Consider the following 14,908-nt stretch of genomic DNA (forward strand, 5'->3'; position numbering starts at 1 on the left):
TGATTTAGCTGTGGTCTTTGGAAGAAGGCATTACTCCGCAGCGCTACGTAGCGCCGGGAGTCAGTGCGCTACGCTTATTTGATTTCGCCCACCATGTCTTCGGGCTTCAGCCACTCGTTAAACTGCTCCTCGGTGAGGTAGCCGAGCTTAAGGGCCGTTTCCTTCAAGGTGCTGCCTTCGCGGTGGGCCGTTTGGGCAATTTCGGCGGCTTTGTAGTAACCGATGTGCGGGTTGAGGGCCGTTACCAGCATCAAGGACGAATCGACGTGCTTCTTGATGTTTTCCTCGATGGGCTTAATGCCCACGGCGCACTTGTCGTTGAAGCTCACGCACACGTTGCCGATGAGGCGGGCCGAGTGCAGGAAGTTGTAGATCATGACAGGCTTGAACACGTTCAGCTCGAAGTGGCCGCTCATGCCGCCGATGTTGATGGCCACGTCGTTGCCCATTACCTGCGCCGCCACCATGGTCATGGCCTCGCTCTGCGTGGGGTTCACCTTGCCGGGCATGATGCTGGAGCCGGGCTCGTTATCCGGAATGAACAGCTCGCCGATGCCGGCGCGCGGGCCCGATGCCAGCAGGCGGATGTCGTTGCCGATTTTCATCAGCGAGGCGGCCACCGTTTTCAGGGCGCCGTGGGCTTCCACAATGGCGTCGTGGGCGGCCAGGGCCTCGAACTTATTTTCGGCCGTGATGAAGGGCAGGCCGGTAAGGTCGGCAATGTGCTTGGCTACGTTCTCGGAGTAGCCGGGAGGCGTGTTAATGCCCGTGCCCACGGCGGTGCCGCCCAGGGCCAGCTCGGAAAGGTGAGCCAGCGTGTTTTTGATGGCGCGCAGGCCGTGGTCGAGCTGCGACACGTAGCCGCTGAACTCCTGGCCCACGGTGAGCGGGGTAGCGTCCATGAGGTGCGTGCGGCCGATTTTCACCACGTGCATAAACTCCTGCGACTTGGCCCGCAGGGTGTCGCGCAGCTTCTCGATGCCGGGAATGGTTACTTCCACCAGAATCTTGTAGGCCGCAATGTGCATGGCCGTGGGGAAGGTGTCGTTCGAGCTCTGGCTCTTGTTTACGTCGTCGTTCGGGGCCAGCGCCTTCTTCTCGTCGGTGAGCTGGCCGCCCTGCAGCACGTGGCCGCGGTAAGCTACCACCTCGTTCACGTTCATGTTGCTCTGGGTACCCGAGCCGGTTTGCCACACCACCAGCGGGAACTGGTCGTCGAGCTGGCCTTCCAGAATTTCGTCGCACACGCGACCGATGAGCTCGGCTTTGTCGGCGGGCAGAATGCCGGCGTCGCGGTTGGTTAGCGCGGCGGCTTTCTTCAGGTACGCAAACGCCCGGATGATTTCCTTGGGCATGCGGTTGATGTCCTGCGCGATTTGGAAGTTCTCGATGGAGCGTTGGGTTTGAGCGCCCCAGTAGGCGTCGACGGGGACCTGTACGGTGCCCATGGTGTCTTTTTCGGTGCGGAACTGCATCAGGAAAGCAAAATCGGTGAAACGAACGAAGGCCCCGAAGGGCGGGGCAAAAGTAGCGAAGCCCGAACCGGGGGCCAAGCCGCGGGTAGCCTTTACGTGCCGGGCTGCGTACATGGATATCCGCTTCCGAGGATTCACTAACCCCAACCCCGACCAACCATGAGCACCATCAAGAAAGTCATCGAAGTGCTGGCCTCGTCCGACAAAAGCTTTGAGGATGCCCTGCAGCGCGCCCTGCGCGAAGCCAGCACCACCGTAAACGGCATCAAGAGCATTTACATCAAGGACCAAAGCTGCAAGGTGAGGGACAACCTGATTGTGGAGTACCGCATCACGGCCAAAATCACCTTCGAGGTAATGCACAAGTGGCAGCCCAATCACGCCTCAGGCGCCGCAGCTGCCGAAGTAGACGGCGGAGGCGTACCCGATTATTCGGGCATGAACATTAACGCCGAGCCGCAGCTGCCGCGCCCCGTGGTGCCCGGCGGTAGTGCCACCTCGCCCGAAAGCGGCGGCGGTTACAGCAACTAAGCAAGCTTTGTAATAACAACGCCCCGCCACCTGGTAGACAACCAAGTGGCGGGGCGTTTTGATGCCCGTTGCTGGGGTTAGCGCAGCGGCAGGCGGAACGAAATATTGAGCTCCACCACGCGGGCAGCGCGCTTGCCGTTTTCAATGCCGGGGTACCACGCTGGGCCTTCGCAAATCAGCCGCAGGGCTTCTTCGTCGAGGTCGGGGTGGACGCTGTTGATGATTTGCAGGTTTTGAACGGCGCCATCGGGGCCCACGGTAAAGCGCACTTTCACGTCGCCCTGGGCGCGGTCGGTGCGGGCGTCGTCGGTGTACTTGAGGTTGCGGCGCAGATAGGTGCGGTACGCTTGGTAGCCACCGGCCGGCAGGGGGCTAACATTGGGTGGAGCAGGTAATACTCCCTTGGTGGCTGCGGCTGGTTCGCCAGATGGCGAGGTAAACGCGGCACTGGGTGGTGCGCTGTCGGGAGCCGCCGTAGCAGCTTTGCGGCGCATGGCCATAGCCGATTCAGGGGCGGCGCTTTTGACTTTGGCCGCTGCCACGGCCTCTTTGGGCTCTTCCAATCGGGCCGCGTCGGCGGCCGCCGGAGCCGCTGCAACAGGCGCCGAGGCAACACTCCCTGCATCAGCAGCTGCGTTGGCTTCGCTGCTAGTAGATAATGTACTGGCAGTTTCCGCCGTCGTAGTGGGCTGATTGGCGCGCGAACGAGAGGCAACAGCGTACGCCGGGCGTTTCCGGGCAGCCTTGCGAGGTGCAGCCAAAGACGGTTCTGCTGGTGCTGAAGCCACGGCCGGCACCGCCTCTTCCTGAACCGGTGCGGCCGGTGCGGCGGGCGCAGGTGCCGCATCAGCAGCGGCCGATTCGGTTTGGGCTGGTGCCGAAGCTGCAACCGGCGCAGACTGCTCTTGCACCTGCGCCGATGGCGCCCACAGCCGAAAAACGGCAAAGGCCGCAATCAGCAGAATAACCGTAGCCGCAGCAGCCGGCCACCAAGCCACGGCGCGGCGTGGCACCGCCGGTTCAGCTGTTACGCGGGTGTGCAGTTGCTGGCGCAACGCAGCTAAGGCAGCCGGCGAAGTAGCTTCGGCGGACGCGGCCATAAAACCGTCGAGGGCGTCGCTGCACAGGTCGCAGTCGAGGACGTGGTCTTCCACGCGGCGGCGCTCGGCGGGCGTAAGGGTATCGGCCGCGTACTGCCGCAGCACCGCCGCCGGCAGGTGCGGGGCGGGTGGATCGGGCGCAGGGCGGAGGTTAGCGGGCCGCATGGGGGGAGGTTAGGTACAGTTTGAGGTTGCGCTTCCCGTTCTGCAGGTAGCTTTTCACCTTGGGTAAGTCGTAGCCGGTGAGGGCCGCAATTTCCTGATACGATTTCTGTTGGCGGTAAAACAAGTCGAGGCAGCGGTATTGCTCGGGTGGGAGGCGGGCCATACCAGCTTCCAACTGCTGAAGCTGTTCTTCAGAGCTGGTTTCGCCGTCGGCAGAGAAAGGATGCGCGCCGGTACCGGATTCCATATCGGCCGCCGCGGGCAGCGTTAATTCTATGGTTTCGGGTGCCGATTTGCGGCGACGCAGCTCCATGAGGCAGTAGTTGCGGGCGGTGGTGTGCAGCCAACTGCTGAGGTGCTGCACCTCGTGGCGGCGCAAATCCACTACCAGCTTCTCGAAAATCTGCATTACGGCATCCTTGCTGTCGTCTTCGCGGCGCAGGTAGCGCAGGCACACGCCGTACACCAGCGGCATGTACTGCTCGTAGAGGCGGCCGAGGTCCTGCACGTCGCCGTGCTGCCGGTAGCGCGCCAGCAGCTCGGCCTCGGTAAGAGGCGCGGGCTCGGTGGGCTTACGGCGGCGGAACAGGAACATGCGGGCGGGGCAATGAGCAATTAACAATGAGCAATTAACAATGAAATGGCCGCAACCGACAACCCACGGTTCGCAGCCCGTACCCCAACTGACAACTGACAACTAAAAAAATTACGTCCGGCGTGTGGAATCGAAAACGAGGCGGCATCCAATCAACAACTCACCACCTCAACCACCACCGACTATGCTATTCGTTTCACGTGTACTTCCTGCCGGCCGCCTGTTGCTGCTGGCCGCGCTGCTGCCGGCCTGCGTCCGGCAATCGGCCCCTACTGCGGTAACCACCGGTGCGGAGCAGGCCAATCCCACCGCGGCGCTGGCTGCGGCTCTTGACTCTATGAGCGTAGCCGGCCGCGTTACCGACCGCTCCAACGGCCAGGGTTTACCCGGCGTAACGGTGCTGCTGAAAGGCACCACCACGGGCATCAGCACCAATCACGACGGTTCTTATCAGCTGCGCTTACCCGCGGGTTTAACGCAAGGCACGCTGCAAATAAGCTCGGTTGGGTACCAAATGGTGGAAAAGCCGTTTCGGGCCGGTCAGCGGGTGAATGTTGCCTTAGCTGCCGATACCAAGCAGTTGAATGAAGTAGTGGTAACGGGCGGGCAACCCGGAGCAGCGCCAAGTATCCGAATCCGTGGATTAGCTACCATTCGAGGGGACCATAAAGCCCGCAAAGCAATGTCGGCTGATTATTACCAGCAACCCCCACCACAAAACCGCGAATCCTACGCCCACCTGCCCGAAAACGGCTTTCAGCAAGTAAGCAAGGAGCCGCTGAGCACCTTCAGCATCGACGTAGACCCGGCCTCTTACAGCAATGTGCGCCGCTACCTGCAGCAGGAGGCCCAGCTGCCGCCCGCCGACGCCGTGCGCACCGAGGAACTCATTAACTACTTCACTTACAACTACCCGCAGCCCACCACCGAGGCGCCCGCCGCGCTGCACACCGAAATAGCCCGCTGCCCCTGGGCGCCCGCCCATCAGCTGGTACTCGTGGGCGTGCAGGCCCGCAACGTGCCCACCGAGAAGCTGCCGCCCGCCAACCTCACGTTCCTCATCGATGTCTCGGGCTCCATGCAATCGGCCGATAAGCTGCCGCTGGTAAAGGCCTCGCTCACGCAGCTGGTGCAGCGAATGCGCCCGCAGGACCGTGTGAGCCTGGTGGTGTATGCCGGGGCCGCCGGCCTAGTGCTGCCGCCCACGCCCGGCACCCAGCGCGCCGATATTCTGGCTGCCCTTAACCGGCTGGAAGCCGGTGGCTCCACGGCCGGCGGTGAGGGCCTGCGGCTGGCCTACGCCACGGCCCGCCAGCACTTCCTGAAAGAGGGCAACAACCGCGTTATCCTGTGCTCCGACGGCGACTTCAACGTGGGCGAATCCTCCGACGACGCCATGGAGCACCTCATTACCCAGGAGCGCGAATCGGGCGTGTTTCTCTCGGTGCTGGGCTTTGGCACCGGCAACTTGCAGGACAGCAAAATGGAGCGCCTCGCCGACAAAGGCAATGGCAACTACGCCTACATCGACAACCTCGACGAAGGCCGGCGCGTGCTGGTAAAGCAGTTCGGCGGCACGCTCTTTACCCTGGCCAAAGACGTAAAGCTGCAAGTGGAGTTTAACCCCGCCCGCGTGCAGGCCTACCGCCTCATCGGCTACGAAAACCGCCTGCTGGCCGCCGAGGACTTCAACAACGACAAAAAAGACGCCGGCGAGTTGGGCGCAGGCCAGCAGGTAACCGCCCTCTACGAAGTGGTGCCCGTGGGCGCCCCCGGCCTCATCGACCCCTTGAAATACCAAGCGCCCGCGCAAGCAACCAAAGTCCCAGCCACCACCGAGTGGTTAACAGTGAAAATGCGCTACAAAGAACCACAGGGCCAGCAAAGCCGCCTTATTAGCCAGCCACTCGGGGGAGAAGGCCGGCCGGTGCAGGAAGCCTCGGAAAGCCTGCGGTGGGCGGCGGCCGTCGCACAATTTGGCCAATTGCTTCATCAGTCAACGCAACCCGGCAGGGGTACTTATGACTCTACTTTACAGCTGGCCCGCGCAGCCCGTGGTAAAGATGACGATGGGTACCGCGCCGAGTGCATCCGGCTGATGGAAACCGCCGCCGGGCTCACCCCCGGTGCCGGCAGCGTCGGCCGCCGCTGATGGTATGTAAATTCTGTTTGCCCATTCACTCACCAACCGGCAACGGCCCGCTTCTGGCGGGCCGCTGCTTTTGGGTGGGGCACTACAGTTTCTTGTCGAAGCGGCCGTTGGTGACCTTGAGCGTGTCGCAGCCGGGCAGGTAGAGGGTGAAGTCGAACGTGCCTGCGATGATGCCGGCCTGCAAATCCAGTCGCGTAATGGTGAGCGTGCCCTTGTGATAAGTGCCTGCGTCTTGGCTGTTGTAGTAGCAACCGCTCAGGCGGTCATTTAGGCTCACTCGGGTATTGCTGGCATCAGCCAGGTCGTACACACCGGCCCCGCGCAGGTTTCGGGCGAACAAGATCAGGTATTGGAAGGCGTCGGGCTGGCCCGTATCGAAGTAGCGGTAAGTACGCAGGTCGAACAGAGCGTTGGGCGTTTGCTCGTACACTACCGAGTAATTAGATGTGCCGTTGTTGCCGCGCGGTGTCCAAGCCTGGCCGTTGACGAGGCAACCGAAGGTGTTAGCGCCAGTTTGGGTGGCCGGCGGCAACTGCTTTTCGGGGCTGGGGTCGTTGTCTTTACACTTGCTGCACTGGGTGAGCAAGAGCAAAGCTGCGTAACAGAAGAAGCGCGTGGTGCTCATGGCCGAGTGATTAAAATCGCACATCGAAGCGCCCATCAGTAATGCGCACGAGCTTGCCAGTTGCCGACTCGCGAGCTACGAATTCAAAGGTGCCACCCGCAATGCGCGCAAGCGTGTCGAAACGTACTATTTGAACCGTGCCCGCGTACACCGAGTCCGTGTAGTAGCGAATGGGCGGTGGCTGGTTGTAGGGGTCTGGGCCCGGCACAGGCTGCACATAAATACCATAGCTAATTGGGGAGGTAGATGCAGGATAAGGGAGAGAAGTAAAACCGAGGGAATACTTACCAGCTAATACAAGATTGCTCAGGTAAAAAGATACTTGTTGTGAACTTCTTTCCGCCTCTACAAGCAAGAGTTTTCTTCTTCTGTCATAGCCCGCGTGCAGCGGTTTGGTGCTGGAGAAGACACCCCCGCTTTCTTTGGGCGCAAACATTTGACCGTCCACCTTGCAGGAAAAGGTGTTGCTGCCGGTAGGTATCCAGTCGTCGTCGGCTTTCTTGCAGCTTATCATCAGTACAAGCAGCAAGGCGCAGAGTAAGTATAGTTTCATAAAAAGCGCATGACTTGCTGTAAGAAGCTAAGCCACTGAAACAAGGTGCACATAGACATCGGAAGCGTAAAGCCAATTAATTGTGTAATCAGACATTAAGCAAGGACAGAAACGGGCTGAAAACAGACGCTAAATTCCGTTTCACGCCGCTCCGCCTCATTGGTGCCTGTGCAGCACCAGACATTATTTCGGCCGGGCATACTCTCAAACAGCCGATCCAATATCCTTGCCCTTTCAGCGCTGTATCCCAAACCCATCGCGCCGCCGTACTTTACGCCCGATGACAACCCGCTTCTTCCCCTCCGCCTGGGCGCTACCGGCCGCCCTGTTGCTGCTGGCCAGCTGCCAAAGCAACCCCGATTCTGCCACCGCCACCGGCTCTGCCGCTCCGGACGCCGCCGCCGATACCGCCGTGGTGGCCGCGCCCAACGACGGCATCCGCGCCGCCGACCTCAGCCGCCACATTCAGGAACTGGCTTCCGACGCGTTTCTGGGCCGCAAGCCTTTCTCGGCCGGCGAAACCAAAACGGTGAACTACCTCGCTGCCGAGTTCAAAAAGCTCGGTCTGCAGCCCGGCCCCAACGGTACCTACTTCCAGAACGTGCCGCTGGTGCAAATCAACACCACGCCCGCGCCCACCATGCAGATTACCGGCAAAGGCCAGCCGCTCACGCTGAATTATAAGCGGGACTACATGGCCGTAACCGAGCGGGAGCAGCCCAGCATTGCCGTCAGCAACTCGCCGCTGGTGTTTGCCGGCTACGGCGTGGTAGCCCCCGAGTACAACTGGAACGACTACGCCGGCCTCGACGTGAAAGGCAAAACCGTGGTGGTGCTGGTAAACGACCCCGGTTTTGGCACCGGCGACACCACCCTGTTCAAGGGCAAAGCCATGACCTACTACGGCCGCTGGACCTACAAATACGAGGAGGCCGCCCGCCAGGGCGCTACCGGCGTGCTCATCGTGCACGATACCAAGCCAGCTTCTTACCCCTGGAGCGTAGTGGAAAGCAGCTGGGCCGGCGAGCAACTGTTCCCGCAAAGCGCCGACAAAGGCGCCGGCAAGTGCGCCATGGAAGGCTGGCTGACGCTGGACGCCGCCAAGCGCCTGTTCACCGCCGCCGGCATGAATTACGAGCAGCAGTTTCAGGCCGCCAACAAGCCCGGCTTCAAGCCGCAGCCCATGGGCCTGAACCTAAGCACCAGCCTGAAAACCACCATCGAGCGAAAGGCCTCGAAAAACGTGCTGGCCGTGCTGCCCGGTACCACCCGCCCCGATGAGTACATTGTGTACACCGCCCACTGGGACCACCTGGGCGTGGGTCCGGCCGTGAACGGCGACTCCATCTACAACGGCGCCGTAGACAACGCCTCGGGCACCGCCGCCCTGCTCAGCATTGCCAAAGCCTACCAGCAGGCGAAAGAAAAGCCCGGCCGCAGCATAGTGTTTCTGGCCGTAACCGGCGAAGAGCAGGGCCTGCTGGGCTCGGCCTACTACGCCGCCAACCCGGTTTTTCCGCTCAACAAAACCGTGGCTAACCTGAACATGGACGCCCTCTCGCCCAACGGCCCCATGCGCGACCTGACGGTAGTGGGCCACGGCCAATCGGAGCTGGACGACTACGCCGAAGCGGCCGCCAAAGAGCAAAACCGCTACATCGTGCCCGACCAAACGCCCGAGCAAGGCCACTTCTTCCGCTCCGACCACTTCAGCCTGGCCCACGTGGGCGTACCGGCCCTCTACGCCGCCGGTGGTTTCGATGCGCGGAAAGGCGGAAAAGAAGCCGCCAAGCGCAGTGCCGAAGACTACAAAGCCAACCGCTACCACCAGCCCTCCGACGAGTTTGACCCCAAGTGGGACCTGCGCGGCATGGAGCAAGATGCCCGCCTGCTATTCCGCATCGGTCAGCGCATAGCCAACGAAACCACGTTCCCGCAGTGGAAAGTCGGCTCCGAGTTTAAAGCCGCCCGGGAGAAAAGCCTGAAAGCCAAACCCACGATGTAACACTCCGCAGTCAGCAAACGAGACGCGCCCCGACCTTCATAGGTCGGGGCGCGTCTCGTTTGCCGCGGTTCTACTTGTTCAGTTTATGCACACTTAACCGTCATGTCGAGCGCAGCCGAGACATCTCGCGTGCTGATGATGAATAGTAACCTGGCTCGTTCAACGAGGATTTTACTATCCGGCGAGATGTCTCGACTGCGCTCGACATGACGTTCCGGTGAAGCAGTAGAAAAGATTGGCTTAGGTTTTTCTGCGGTTCGGCAAGCTCGATATGACGTTCTGGCTTAGCGGGGTCTTACCGCGTCAGCAGCACTTTCTGGCGCCAGGTGCCGCCTTCGGTCCGTAGCTCTACCACGTACAGGCCCGCCGATAAGCTGCCGGCTTGCAGCGTTACCGTGTGCCGGCCCGCGGTTTCGCGGCCGTTGGTGAGCGTGGTCACGGTGCGGCCCGTGAGGTCGAGCACGCGCACGGTGGCTTGTCCGGCCGCGGGCAGCGTGTAGGTTAGCTGCGTGCTTTCACGGAACGGGTTGGGGTAAGCTGGTTCCAGCAGAGCCGTTACGGTGGCTGGCTTGGTGGGCAACAGCAGAATGAAGTTCTGCACCGGCGCGCTTTCGTTGTGCAGGCGGTCGAGGGCCGTAACCGCGTAGCGGAAGGGCACGCCGGGGCGGGCAATGTCGCGGTAAACGGTGGTGTCGATAACGGCCGCAATGTTGGCAGGGTCGGCTAAATCGGTGGCGGTAACGGGGCCGGTGGCGCCGGGAATGCGGTACACCACGTACCAGCGGGACTGCTCGCCGTCGGAAGCGGCGGGGCCGGGCTGCCAGCCGATGTACACGAAACCGGAGTTGTTGGCATCGTTCCACAAGCCCGCCTGCACCGGCGTGGTGGGCGGCACGTTGTCTTTCCACGGCATGGTGGGCGCCAGAGCCGGGTTGCGGTAGAAGTTCAGGCGCAACGAATCGGCCACGCCCAACGGGTTAGCCAGCAGCTCGGTGCTTTTGTAATGAATGCTGCCCTGAATGTTGGGCTGCTGCCGAAGCAAGCGGATTTGGCTGGGAATCTGGCTGGGAGAGCGGAAATTAACATCACTAGCCGTGGCGCTGACTTTGTAAGCGGCCTGGCCCACGTACACATGGCGCGGCATGGTGGGCAGCACCTGCTGGCTCCACCACGGCACAATGAGCGAGTAGTTAGCGGCCGTTTGGCCGATGCTGAAGTACACCTGCGGCGCGAGGTAATCGACCCAGCCCTGCTGCAGCCACTTGCGCGAATCGGCGAAAATATCGGAGTAGGAAGCAAAAGCGGTGGTGGCGGTGCCGCCCACGCTGGTGCCGTTGCGCCACACACCGGGCGGCGAAATGCCAAACTTTACCCGCGGTTTCACATTCCGGATGCTGTCGGATACGGCCCGCACGAACAAGTCGATGTTGTCGCGGCGCCAGTCGGCTTTGGCGGTGAAACCGCGCGGGTCGGCGGTAAAGGCCGCGTCGTCGTCGAAAGTGAGTCCGGTTGCCGGAGCGGGGTAGAAGTAGTCGTCGAAGTGCACGCCGTCGATGTCGTAGCGGCGCACCACGTCCATTACCACGCGGTTCAGGTAGGTGCGCACCTGCGGCAGGCCGGGGTTCAGCACACGCAGCGCGCCAAAGGGTACTATCCAATCGGGGTGCAGGCGCGACACGTGGTTGGCGGCAATGCTGGAGGTGGTGGCGTTGGTAACGGCGCGGTAGGGGTTAAACCACGCGTGAAACTCCATGCCGCGGCGGTGCGTCTCGCGAATCATGAAGGCCAGCGGGTCGTAGGCCGGCTGCGGGCCTACGTCCTGGGTGCCGCTCAGCCATTCGCTCCATGGTTCCAGCGTGCTGGGGTAAATGGCGTCGCCGGAGGCACGCACTTGCACCACCACTGCGTTCAGGCCGTTTTGCTTGTGGCGGTCGAGCAGGCTGATGAACTCGGCGCGTTGCTGCGCGGGCGTGCGGGTTCTGCTGCTGGGCCAGTCGAGATTGAACACGTGTGCCACCCACACGGCGCGGAACTCGCGCTTGGGGCCGGCCATTTGAGCTTGGGCGTAGCTGGTAAGCAGCATCAGCCCACAGGCCAGCGCCATACTTAACAGGAAACGGCTAAATCGGGGAAAGTAGGTTTGCTTCATGGGCAGGAAGGTGGCGTGGAAAGTGCCACCAAGTACGCTTCCCTTCAGCGGTAACGCAACCACGACAGTAGGTTATGTGCCCGCCGCAAACCAACCCGCCGCTTACACTTCGGCCCAGGCGTAGCGGCGCTCTTTCCACCGGATTTGGCCCGGCAGCAGCGTGTAACCAAGAACCAGCAACGACATGCCCGCCAGGTAAAACTCGTAGAGCAGCAGCACGGGCCACGATTCGCGCCGGCCTACTTGGCGCAGGCTAATCCAGAGGTAGAGGGTTTGAAGCAGCATTTTCGCACCAAAAATCAGCGGCGTGAGCGGCCACGCTACCCACGGCGGAAAAAACAGCACCATGTAAAACAGGCCGTACAGCCCAAACAGCCCCGACAGGTACCACGGCAGCCGCGTGGTGCCGCGCATCCAGCGTTTGCGCTGCTCTAGCAAGGCCTTCACCGTGGGTTGCGCCGCCGATACGCCCAGCGCGTGCTTGTGCCAGAGGTTGCGGTAGCCCCAGCCGGCGTTTACAATGCAGGCGAAAAGCTGCAGATCTTCGGTAATCTGAAACGCCAGGGTTTCGTAGCCGCCAATGCTGTCGTAAGCAGCGCGGGTTACCAGCATGTTGTTGCCCACCGCCGTAACGGGCAGGCCCGCGTCCGACAGCACCCGAATTACGCTCAGGCCGAACAGCCAGTCCAGTCCTTGCAAGCGGCCGAACAAGTTGCCGTGGGCTACGGTGGAGCCGGTTACTACGCCCACGGAACGGCCGTCTACAGTTTCTTCGGCCGCGCCCAGCATGTACTGCACCCAATTGGGGGAGAGCTGCATGTCGGCGTCCGTAAGCAGGAAGTAATCGGCGGTGGCGTGGCGGGTAAGCTGGGCAATGGCGTTGCTTTTGCCCTTGGCCCGGCCCACTTCGCCGCCTATTTGCACCAGCCGAAACTGCGGTTTGTCGGCAATAAACGCCTGCACCACGGCCGCCGTGTTATCGGTGGAGGCGTCGTTGCCGATGAGAATTTCGAGCTGCTCGACGGGGTAGTTGAGCTGGGCCAACGACCGAAGGCACCGCTCGATGTGGTGTGCCTCGTTGCGGGCCGGAACCAGGATGCTCACCTTGGGTCGAGCCGACGTGGCGTGCGGCCGGCGGCGTACCAACAACCGCCCCAGCAGGCCGGCACAAATCAGAAAGAAGACCGCGAAAAACGACGCGAATAGCAGCATAAAACCGTAGCCAGGCTCGAGAATAGGTAAGAAAACACCACCGAGCGGCAACTCCGGTACTTGCTCCATACGCACAAACCCCTCCTAAATGTTACCGACGGGCTGAGCCCTGGCAGCGCCTCATGCTTTTTTCGGTGGAGCCCGACCAACCGTCCCTTGCCTTCGTACATTGCACGAAACATCAACTACCGCATGCAAGCCGTTCAATTGGATTTCCTGCACCTCACCTACCGCCCCGACCTGCAGCTGCTGCTGCTGCGCTGGACCCGGCCGGTGACGTCGGAGGAGCACCGCGTAGGTTATAATGCGGCCCTGGACTTGGCCCGGGCCGAAAAAGTGGGCCGTTGGATGATTGACCTGCGCACCCGCGGCCTGGCTTCCGCCGACGACTTTAATTGGGTACTAACCGACATGCGGGCTCAGTTTAAACCGCTGCCCGAGCCGCACCGCATGGCGTACCTGGTCACGCCTTATCACGCTGCCACCATTACGGCCCGCCTCATCGAGCAGGAAGCCGTGATGCCGGAAAAGCTACGCAAGGCCGCCGTAGTACGTATTTTCACCGAAGAGCAAATGGCCCTAACCTGGTTGCGAAGCGCGTAATACCGCTGACTCAGTTAGCGTTTACAACCTCCTAAAAACGCCGCGCCCCGGTTCCACTACAGAACCGGGGCGCGGCGTTTTTGGGCGTAAGCCAAACTACGCTTTCGGGTTGGTGAGCACCGGCGTATCGAAGCCCGGGTTTTCCATAACCGCGGCCACGTGGGTATCGTCGTCGTCGCGCACGCGCAGGGTGAGCAGGCCGGCAAGTACCATGCTGGCACCGCCCAGCACCAGCGTGTTCAGGGTGTTGCCCTGGAACAGGTTAACGGTGAAGAAACCCAGAATAGTAGCCGCCACAATCTGCGGAATGACGATGAAGAAATTGAACACGCCCATGTAGTAACCCATGCGGTTAGCGGGCAAAGAGCCAGCCAGAATAGCATAAGGCATCGACAGTATGGAAGCCCAGGCTATGCCCACCATAGCCATGGACACGATGATAAACTGCGGATTCTCGATAAACTTGAGCGACACTAAACCCAAACCGCCGATGAGCAAGCACAGCATGTGGGTTTTGCGGCGGCTGGTGCGGGCCGCAATCAGCGGGATGATGAAGGCAAAAACGGCTGCCACGCCGTTACGTACCGAAGAGCAGAGGCTCAACCAGTCGGCGCCGTCGTTGTACTGCTGCTGCACGCGCTTGGCGGTGGCGGTTTCTTCCGGGGTCAGCTGGCCTTTGCTCAGGGCATAATTGGCCATGTTCAGGGTAATGATTTTGTCGCTGCTGCCCTGCTGGAATTTTTCGATTTCTTGCACGTCGCGCTTCAGGCCGTCCAGTTCTTTGGGGGCTGCTTCGGTAGTTACAGGCCCAAGAATCTGGCTTTTTACCTTTTCGTACAGCGGCGCATCTACGCGCATGTTGTAAATGTTGCTGGTTACGGCATTGGTGGCGTAAATCCACATGGCGAACAGCGCAAACCAGGTAAAGAACTGCACCACCGCCAGCTGACGCATGGCCGGCGGCATGTGCAGAATGCCGGTGAAGGACTCGCGGAACCCATCCCACATGCCCACTTTGGCGTTTTCGGCCCGAAAGGCTTCCATGTCTTCGGGCGGCGTTTCGGTGCTGGTAAACACGGTGTACAGCACCGACAACAAGAAGGCGCCCGCACCCACGTAAAACGCCCATTTTACCGAGGGCGGAATTTCGCCAGCCGGCGCAGTATTGCTCATGCCCAGCCAGTTGGTAAACACCCAGGGCAGCAAGGCTGCAATAACGGAGCCCACGCCAATAAAAAAGCTCTGCATGGCAAAGCCCGAGGTGCGCTGCTCCGAGGGCAGTTTGTCGCCCACGAACGCGCGGAACGGCTCCATGGAAATGTTAATGGAGGCGTCCATAATCCAGAGCATGCCGCCCGCCATCCACAAGGCCGAAGAATTCGGCATCACAATCAGCGCCAAGGAAGCCAGAATGGCCCCAATCAGGAAAAACGGCCGCCGCCGGCCCCAGCGCGGACTCCAGGTACGGTCGGAGAGGTAGCCGATGATGGGCTGCACCAGCAGGCCGGTTACCGGCGCCGCAATCCACAGAATCGGAATGTCGTCTTTGTTGGCCCCCAGGGTTTCGAAAATGCGGCTCACGTTGGAGTTCTGCAGCTCGAAACCGAACTGAATGCCCAAAAAGCCGAAGCTCATGTTCCAGATTTGCCAGAAGCTCAGGCGCGGCTTCTGTTGAGTGCTTGTGCTTGCCGGCGAGGCAGAAACAGTTGCCATACAGGGGAAAAAGAGGCAGTGGGTGTGGTT

General features: G+C 61.2%; 12 protein-coding genes. 4 read left to right on the forward strand and 8 right to left on the reverse strand.

The genetic code is table 11. The features are described 5' to 3' along the window. Positions 1-74 precede the first annotated feature (74 nt). Positions 75-1,475 carry a class II fumarate hydratase gene (fumC, locus tag ABD903_RS20015; protein WP_345228109.1) on the reverse strand — a complete coding sequence of 467 codons (1,401 nt, stop codon included), beginning with the start codon at positions 1,473-1,475 and terminating at the stop codon, positions 75-77. 159 nt (positions 1,476-1,634) lie between these two features. On the opposite strand from fumC, the gene ABD903_RS20020 reads away from it, so the two are divergent. Then, entirely contained in the window at positions 1,635-2,006 is a 372-nt protein-coding gene (locus tag ABD903_RS20020) for a dodecin family protein (protein WP_345227117.1), read from the forward strand. A gap of 77 nt (positions 2,007-2,083) precedes the next feature. Here ABD903_RS20020 and ABD903_RS20025 read toward each other — a convergent pair whose 3' ends face one another. Then, entirely contained in the window at positions 2,084-3,271 is a 1,188-nt protein-coding gene (locus ABD903_RS20025) for an energy transducer TonB (protein WP_345227119.1), read from the reverse strand. Further along, positions 3,258-3,866 (reverse strand): RNA polymerase sigma factor, encoded by a 609-nt coding sequence (locus tag ABD903_RS20030; protein WP_345227121.1) that lies wholly within the window; start codon positions 3,864-3,866, stop codon positions 3,258-3,260. Before ABD903_RS20030 ends, ABD903_RS20025 begins: the two co-directional genes overlap by 14 nt. Before the next feature lie 184 nt (positions 3,867-4,050). Here ABD903_RS20030 and ABD903_RS20035 point away from each other — a divergent pair, with 184 nt between their 5' ends. Then, the gene (locus ABD903_RS20035; protein ID WP_345227123.1) at positions 4,051-6,018 is read left to right on the forward strand and encodes a vWA domain-containing protein; all 1,968 of its coding nucleotides are present in this window, start codon (positions 4,051-4,053) and stop codon (positions 6,016-6,018) included. Positions 6,019-6,100: 82 nt separating this feature from the next. Here the strand turns inward: ABD903_RS20035 and ABD903_RS20040 are convergent, their stop codons facing one another. Together ABD903_RS20040 and ABD903_RS20045 are read right to left on the reverse strand one after the other, a co-directional pair. Then, positions 6,101-6,643: a Riean_0653 family protein gene (locus tag ABD903_RS20040; protein WP_345227125.1), complete on the reverse strand. Its 543-nt coding sequence runs from the start codon at positions 6,641-6,643 to the stop codon at positions 6,101-6,103. A gap of 10 nt (positions 6,644-6,653) precedes the next feature. Continuing rightward, entirely contained in the window at positions 6,654-7,196 is a 543-nt protein-coding gene (locus ABD903_RS20045) for a Riean_0653 family protein (RefSeq protein ID WP_486334023.1), read from the reverse strand. 280 nt (positions 7,197-7,476) lie between these two features. On the opposite strand from ABD903_RS20045, the gene ABD903_RS20050 reads away from it, so the two are divergent. Next, positions 7,477-9,201, forward strand: coding sequence for a M28 family metallopeptidase (locus ABD903_RS20050; RefSeq protein ID WP_345227129.1), 1,725 nt, complete (start codon positions 7,477-7,479; stop codon positions 9,199-9,201). Positions 9,202-9,496: 295 nt separating this feature from the next. On the opposite strand, the gene ABD903_RS20055 is transcribed toward ABD903_RS20050, so the two are convergent. Then, positions 9,497-11,350, reverse strand: a complete 1,854-nt coding sequence (locus tag ABD903_RS20055) for a family 10 glycosylhydrolase (RefSeq protein ID WP_345227132.1) — start codon at positions 11,348-11,350, stop codon at positions 9,497-9,499. 102 nt (positions 11,351-11,452) lie between these two features. Next, positions 11,453-12,562: a glycosyltransferase gene (locus ABD903_RS20060; protein WP_345227133.1), complete on the reverse strand. Its 1,110-nt coding sequence runs from the start codon at positions 12,560-12,562 to the stop codon at positions 11,453-11,455. 192 nt (positions 12,563-12,754) lie between these two features. On the opposite strand from ABD903_RS20060, the gene ABD903_RS20065 reads away from it, so the two are divergent. Next, complete coding sequence (locus tag ABD903_RS20065) at positions 12,755-13,165, forward strand: hypothetical protein (protein WP_345227134.1); 411 nt, start codon at positions 12,755-12,757, stop codon at positions 13,163-13,165. A 96-nt stretch (positions 13,166-13,261) separates the two neighbouring features. Here the strand turns inward: ABD903_RS20065 and ABD903_RS20070 are convergent, their stop codons facing one another. After that, a complete protein-coding gene (locus tag ABD903_RS20070) occupies positions 13,262-14,878 on the reverse strand; it encodes an MFS transporter (RefSeq protein ID WP_345227136.1) in 1,617 nt (538 codons plus the stop codon). Positions 14,879-14,908: the final 30 nt, after the last annotated feature.

Origin of the sequence: Hymenobacter koreensis, from assembly GCF_039541855.1 — a bacterium.
GTDB classification, from domain to species: domain Bacteria; phylum Bacteroidota; class Bacteroidia; order Cytophagales; family Hymenobacteraceae; genus Solirubrum; species Solirubrum koreensis.

Coding starts and splice junctions, on each gene's coding strand:
- ABD903_RS20025 (WP_345227119.1), bottom strand. CDS start 3,271: ATGCGGCCCGCTAACCTCCGCCCTGCGCCCGATCCACCCGCCCCGCAC.
- ABD903_RS20020 (WP_345227117.1), top strand. CDS start 1,635: ATGAGCACCATCAAGAAAGTCATCGAAGTGCTGGCCTCGTCCGACAAA.
- ABD903_RS20060 (WP_345227133.1), bottom strand. CDS start 12,562: ATGCTGCTATTCGCGTCGTTTTTCGCGGTCTTCTTTCTGATTTGTGCC.
- fumC (WP_345228109.1), bottom strand. CDS start 1,475: ATGCAGTTCCGCACCGAAAAAGACACCATGGGCACCGTACAGGTCCCC.
- ABD903_RS20050 (WP_345227129.1), top strand. CDS start 7,477: ATGACAACCCGCTTCTTCCCCTCCGCCTGGGCGCTACCGGCCGCCCTG.
- ABD903_RS20035 (WP_345227123.1), top strand. CDS start 4,051: ATGCTATTCGTTTCACGTGTACTTCCTGCCGGCCGCCTGTTGCTGCTG.
- ABD903_RS20055 (WP_345227132.1), bottom strand. CDS start 11,350: ATGAAGCAAACCTACTTTCCCCGATTTAGCCGTTTCCTGTTAAGTATG.
- ABD903_RS20045 (WP_486334023.1), bottom strand. CDS start 7,196: ATGAAACTATACTTACTCTGCGCCTTGCTGCTTGTACTGATGATAAGC.
- ABD903_RS20040 (WP_345227125.1), bottom strand. CDS start 6,643: ATGAGCACCACGCGCTTCTTCTGTTACGCAGCTTTGCTCTTGCTCACC.
- ABD903_RS20070 (WP_345227136.1), bottom strand. CDS start 14,878: ATGGCAACTGTTTCTGCCTCGCCGGCAAGCACAAGCACTCAACAGAAG.
- ABD903_RS20030 (WP_345227121.1), bottom strand. CDS start 3,866: ATGTTCCTGTTCCGCCGCCGTAAGCCCACCGAGCCCGCGCCTCTTACC.
- ABD903_RS20065 (WP_345227134.1), top strand. CDS start 12,755: ATGCAAGCCGTTCAATTGGATTTCCTGCACCTCACCTACCGCCCCGAC.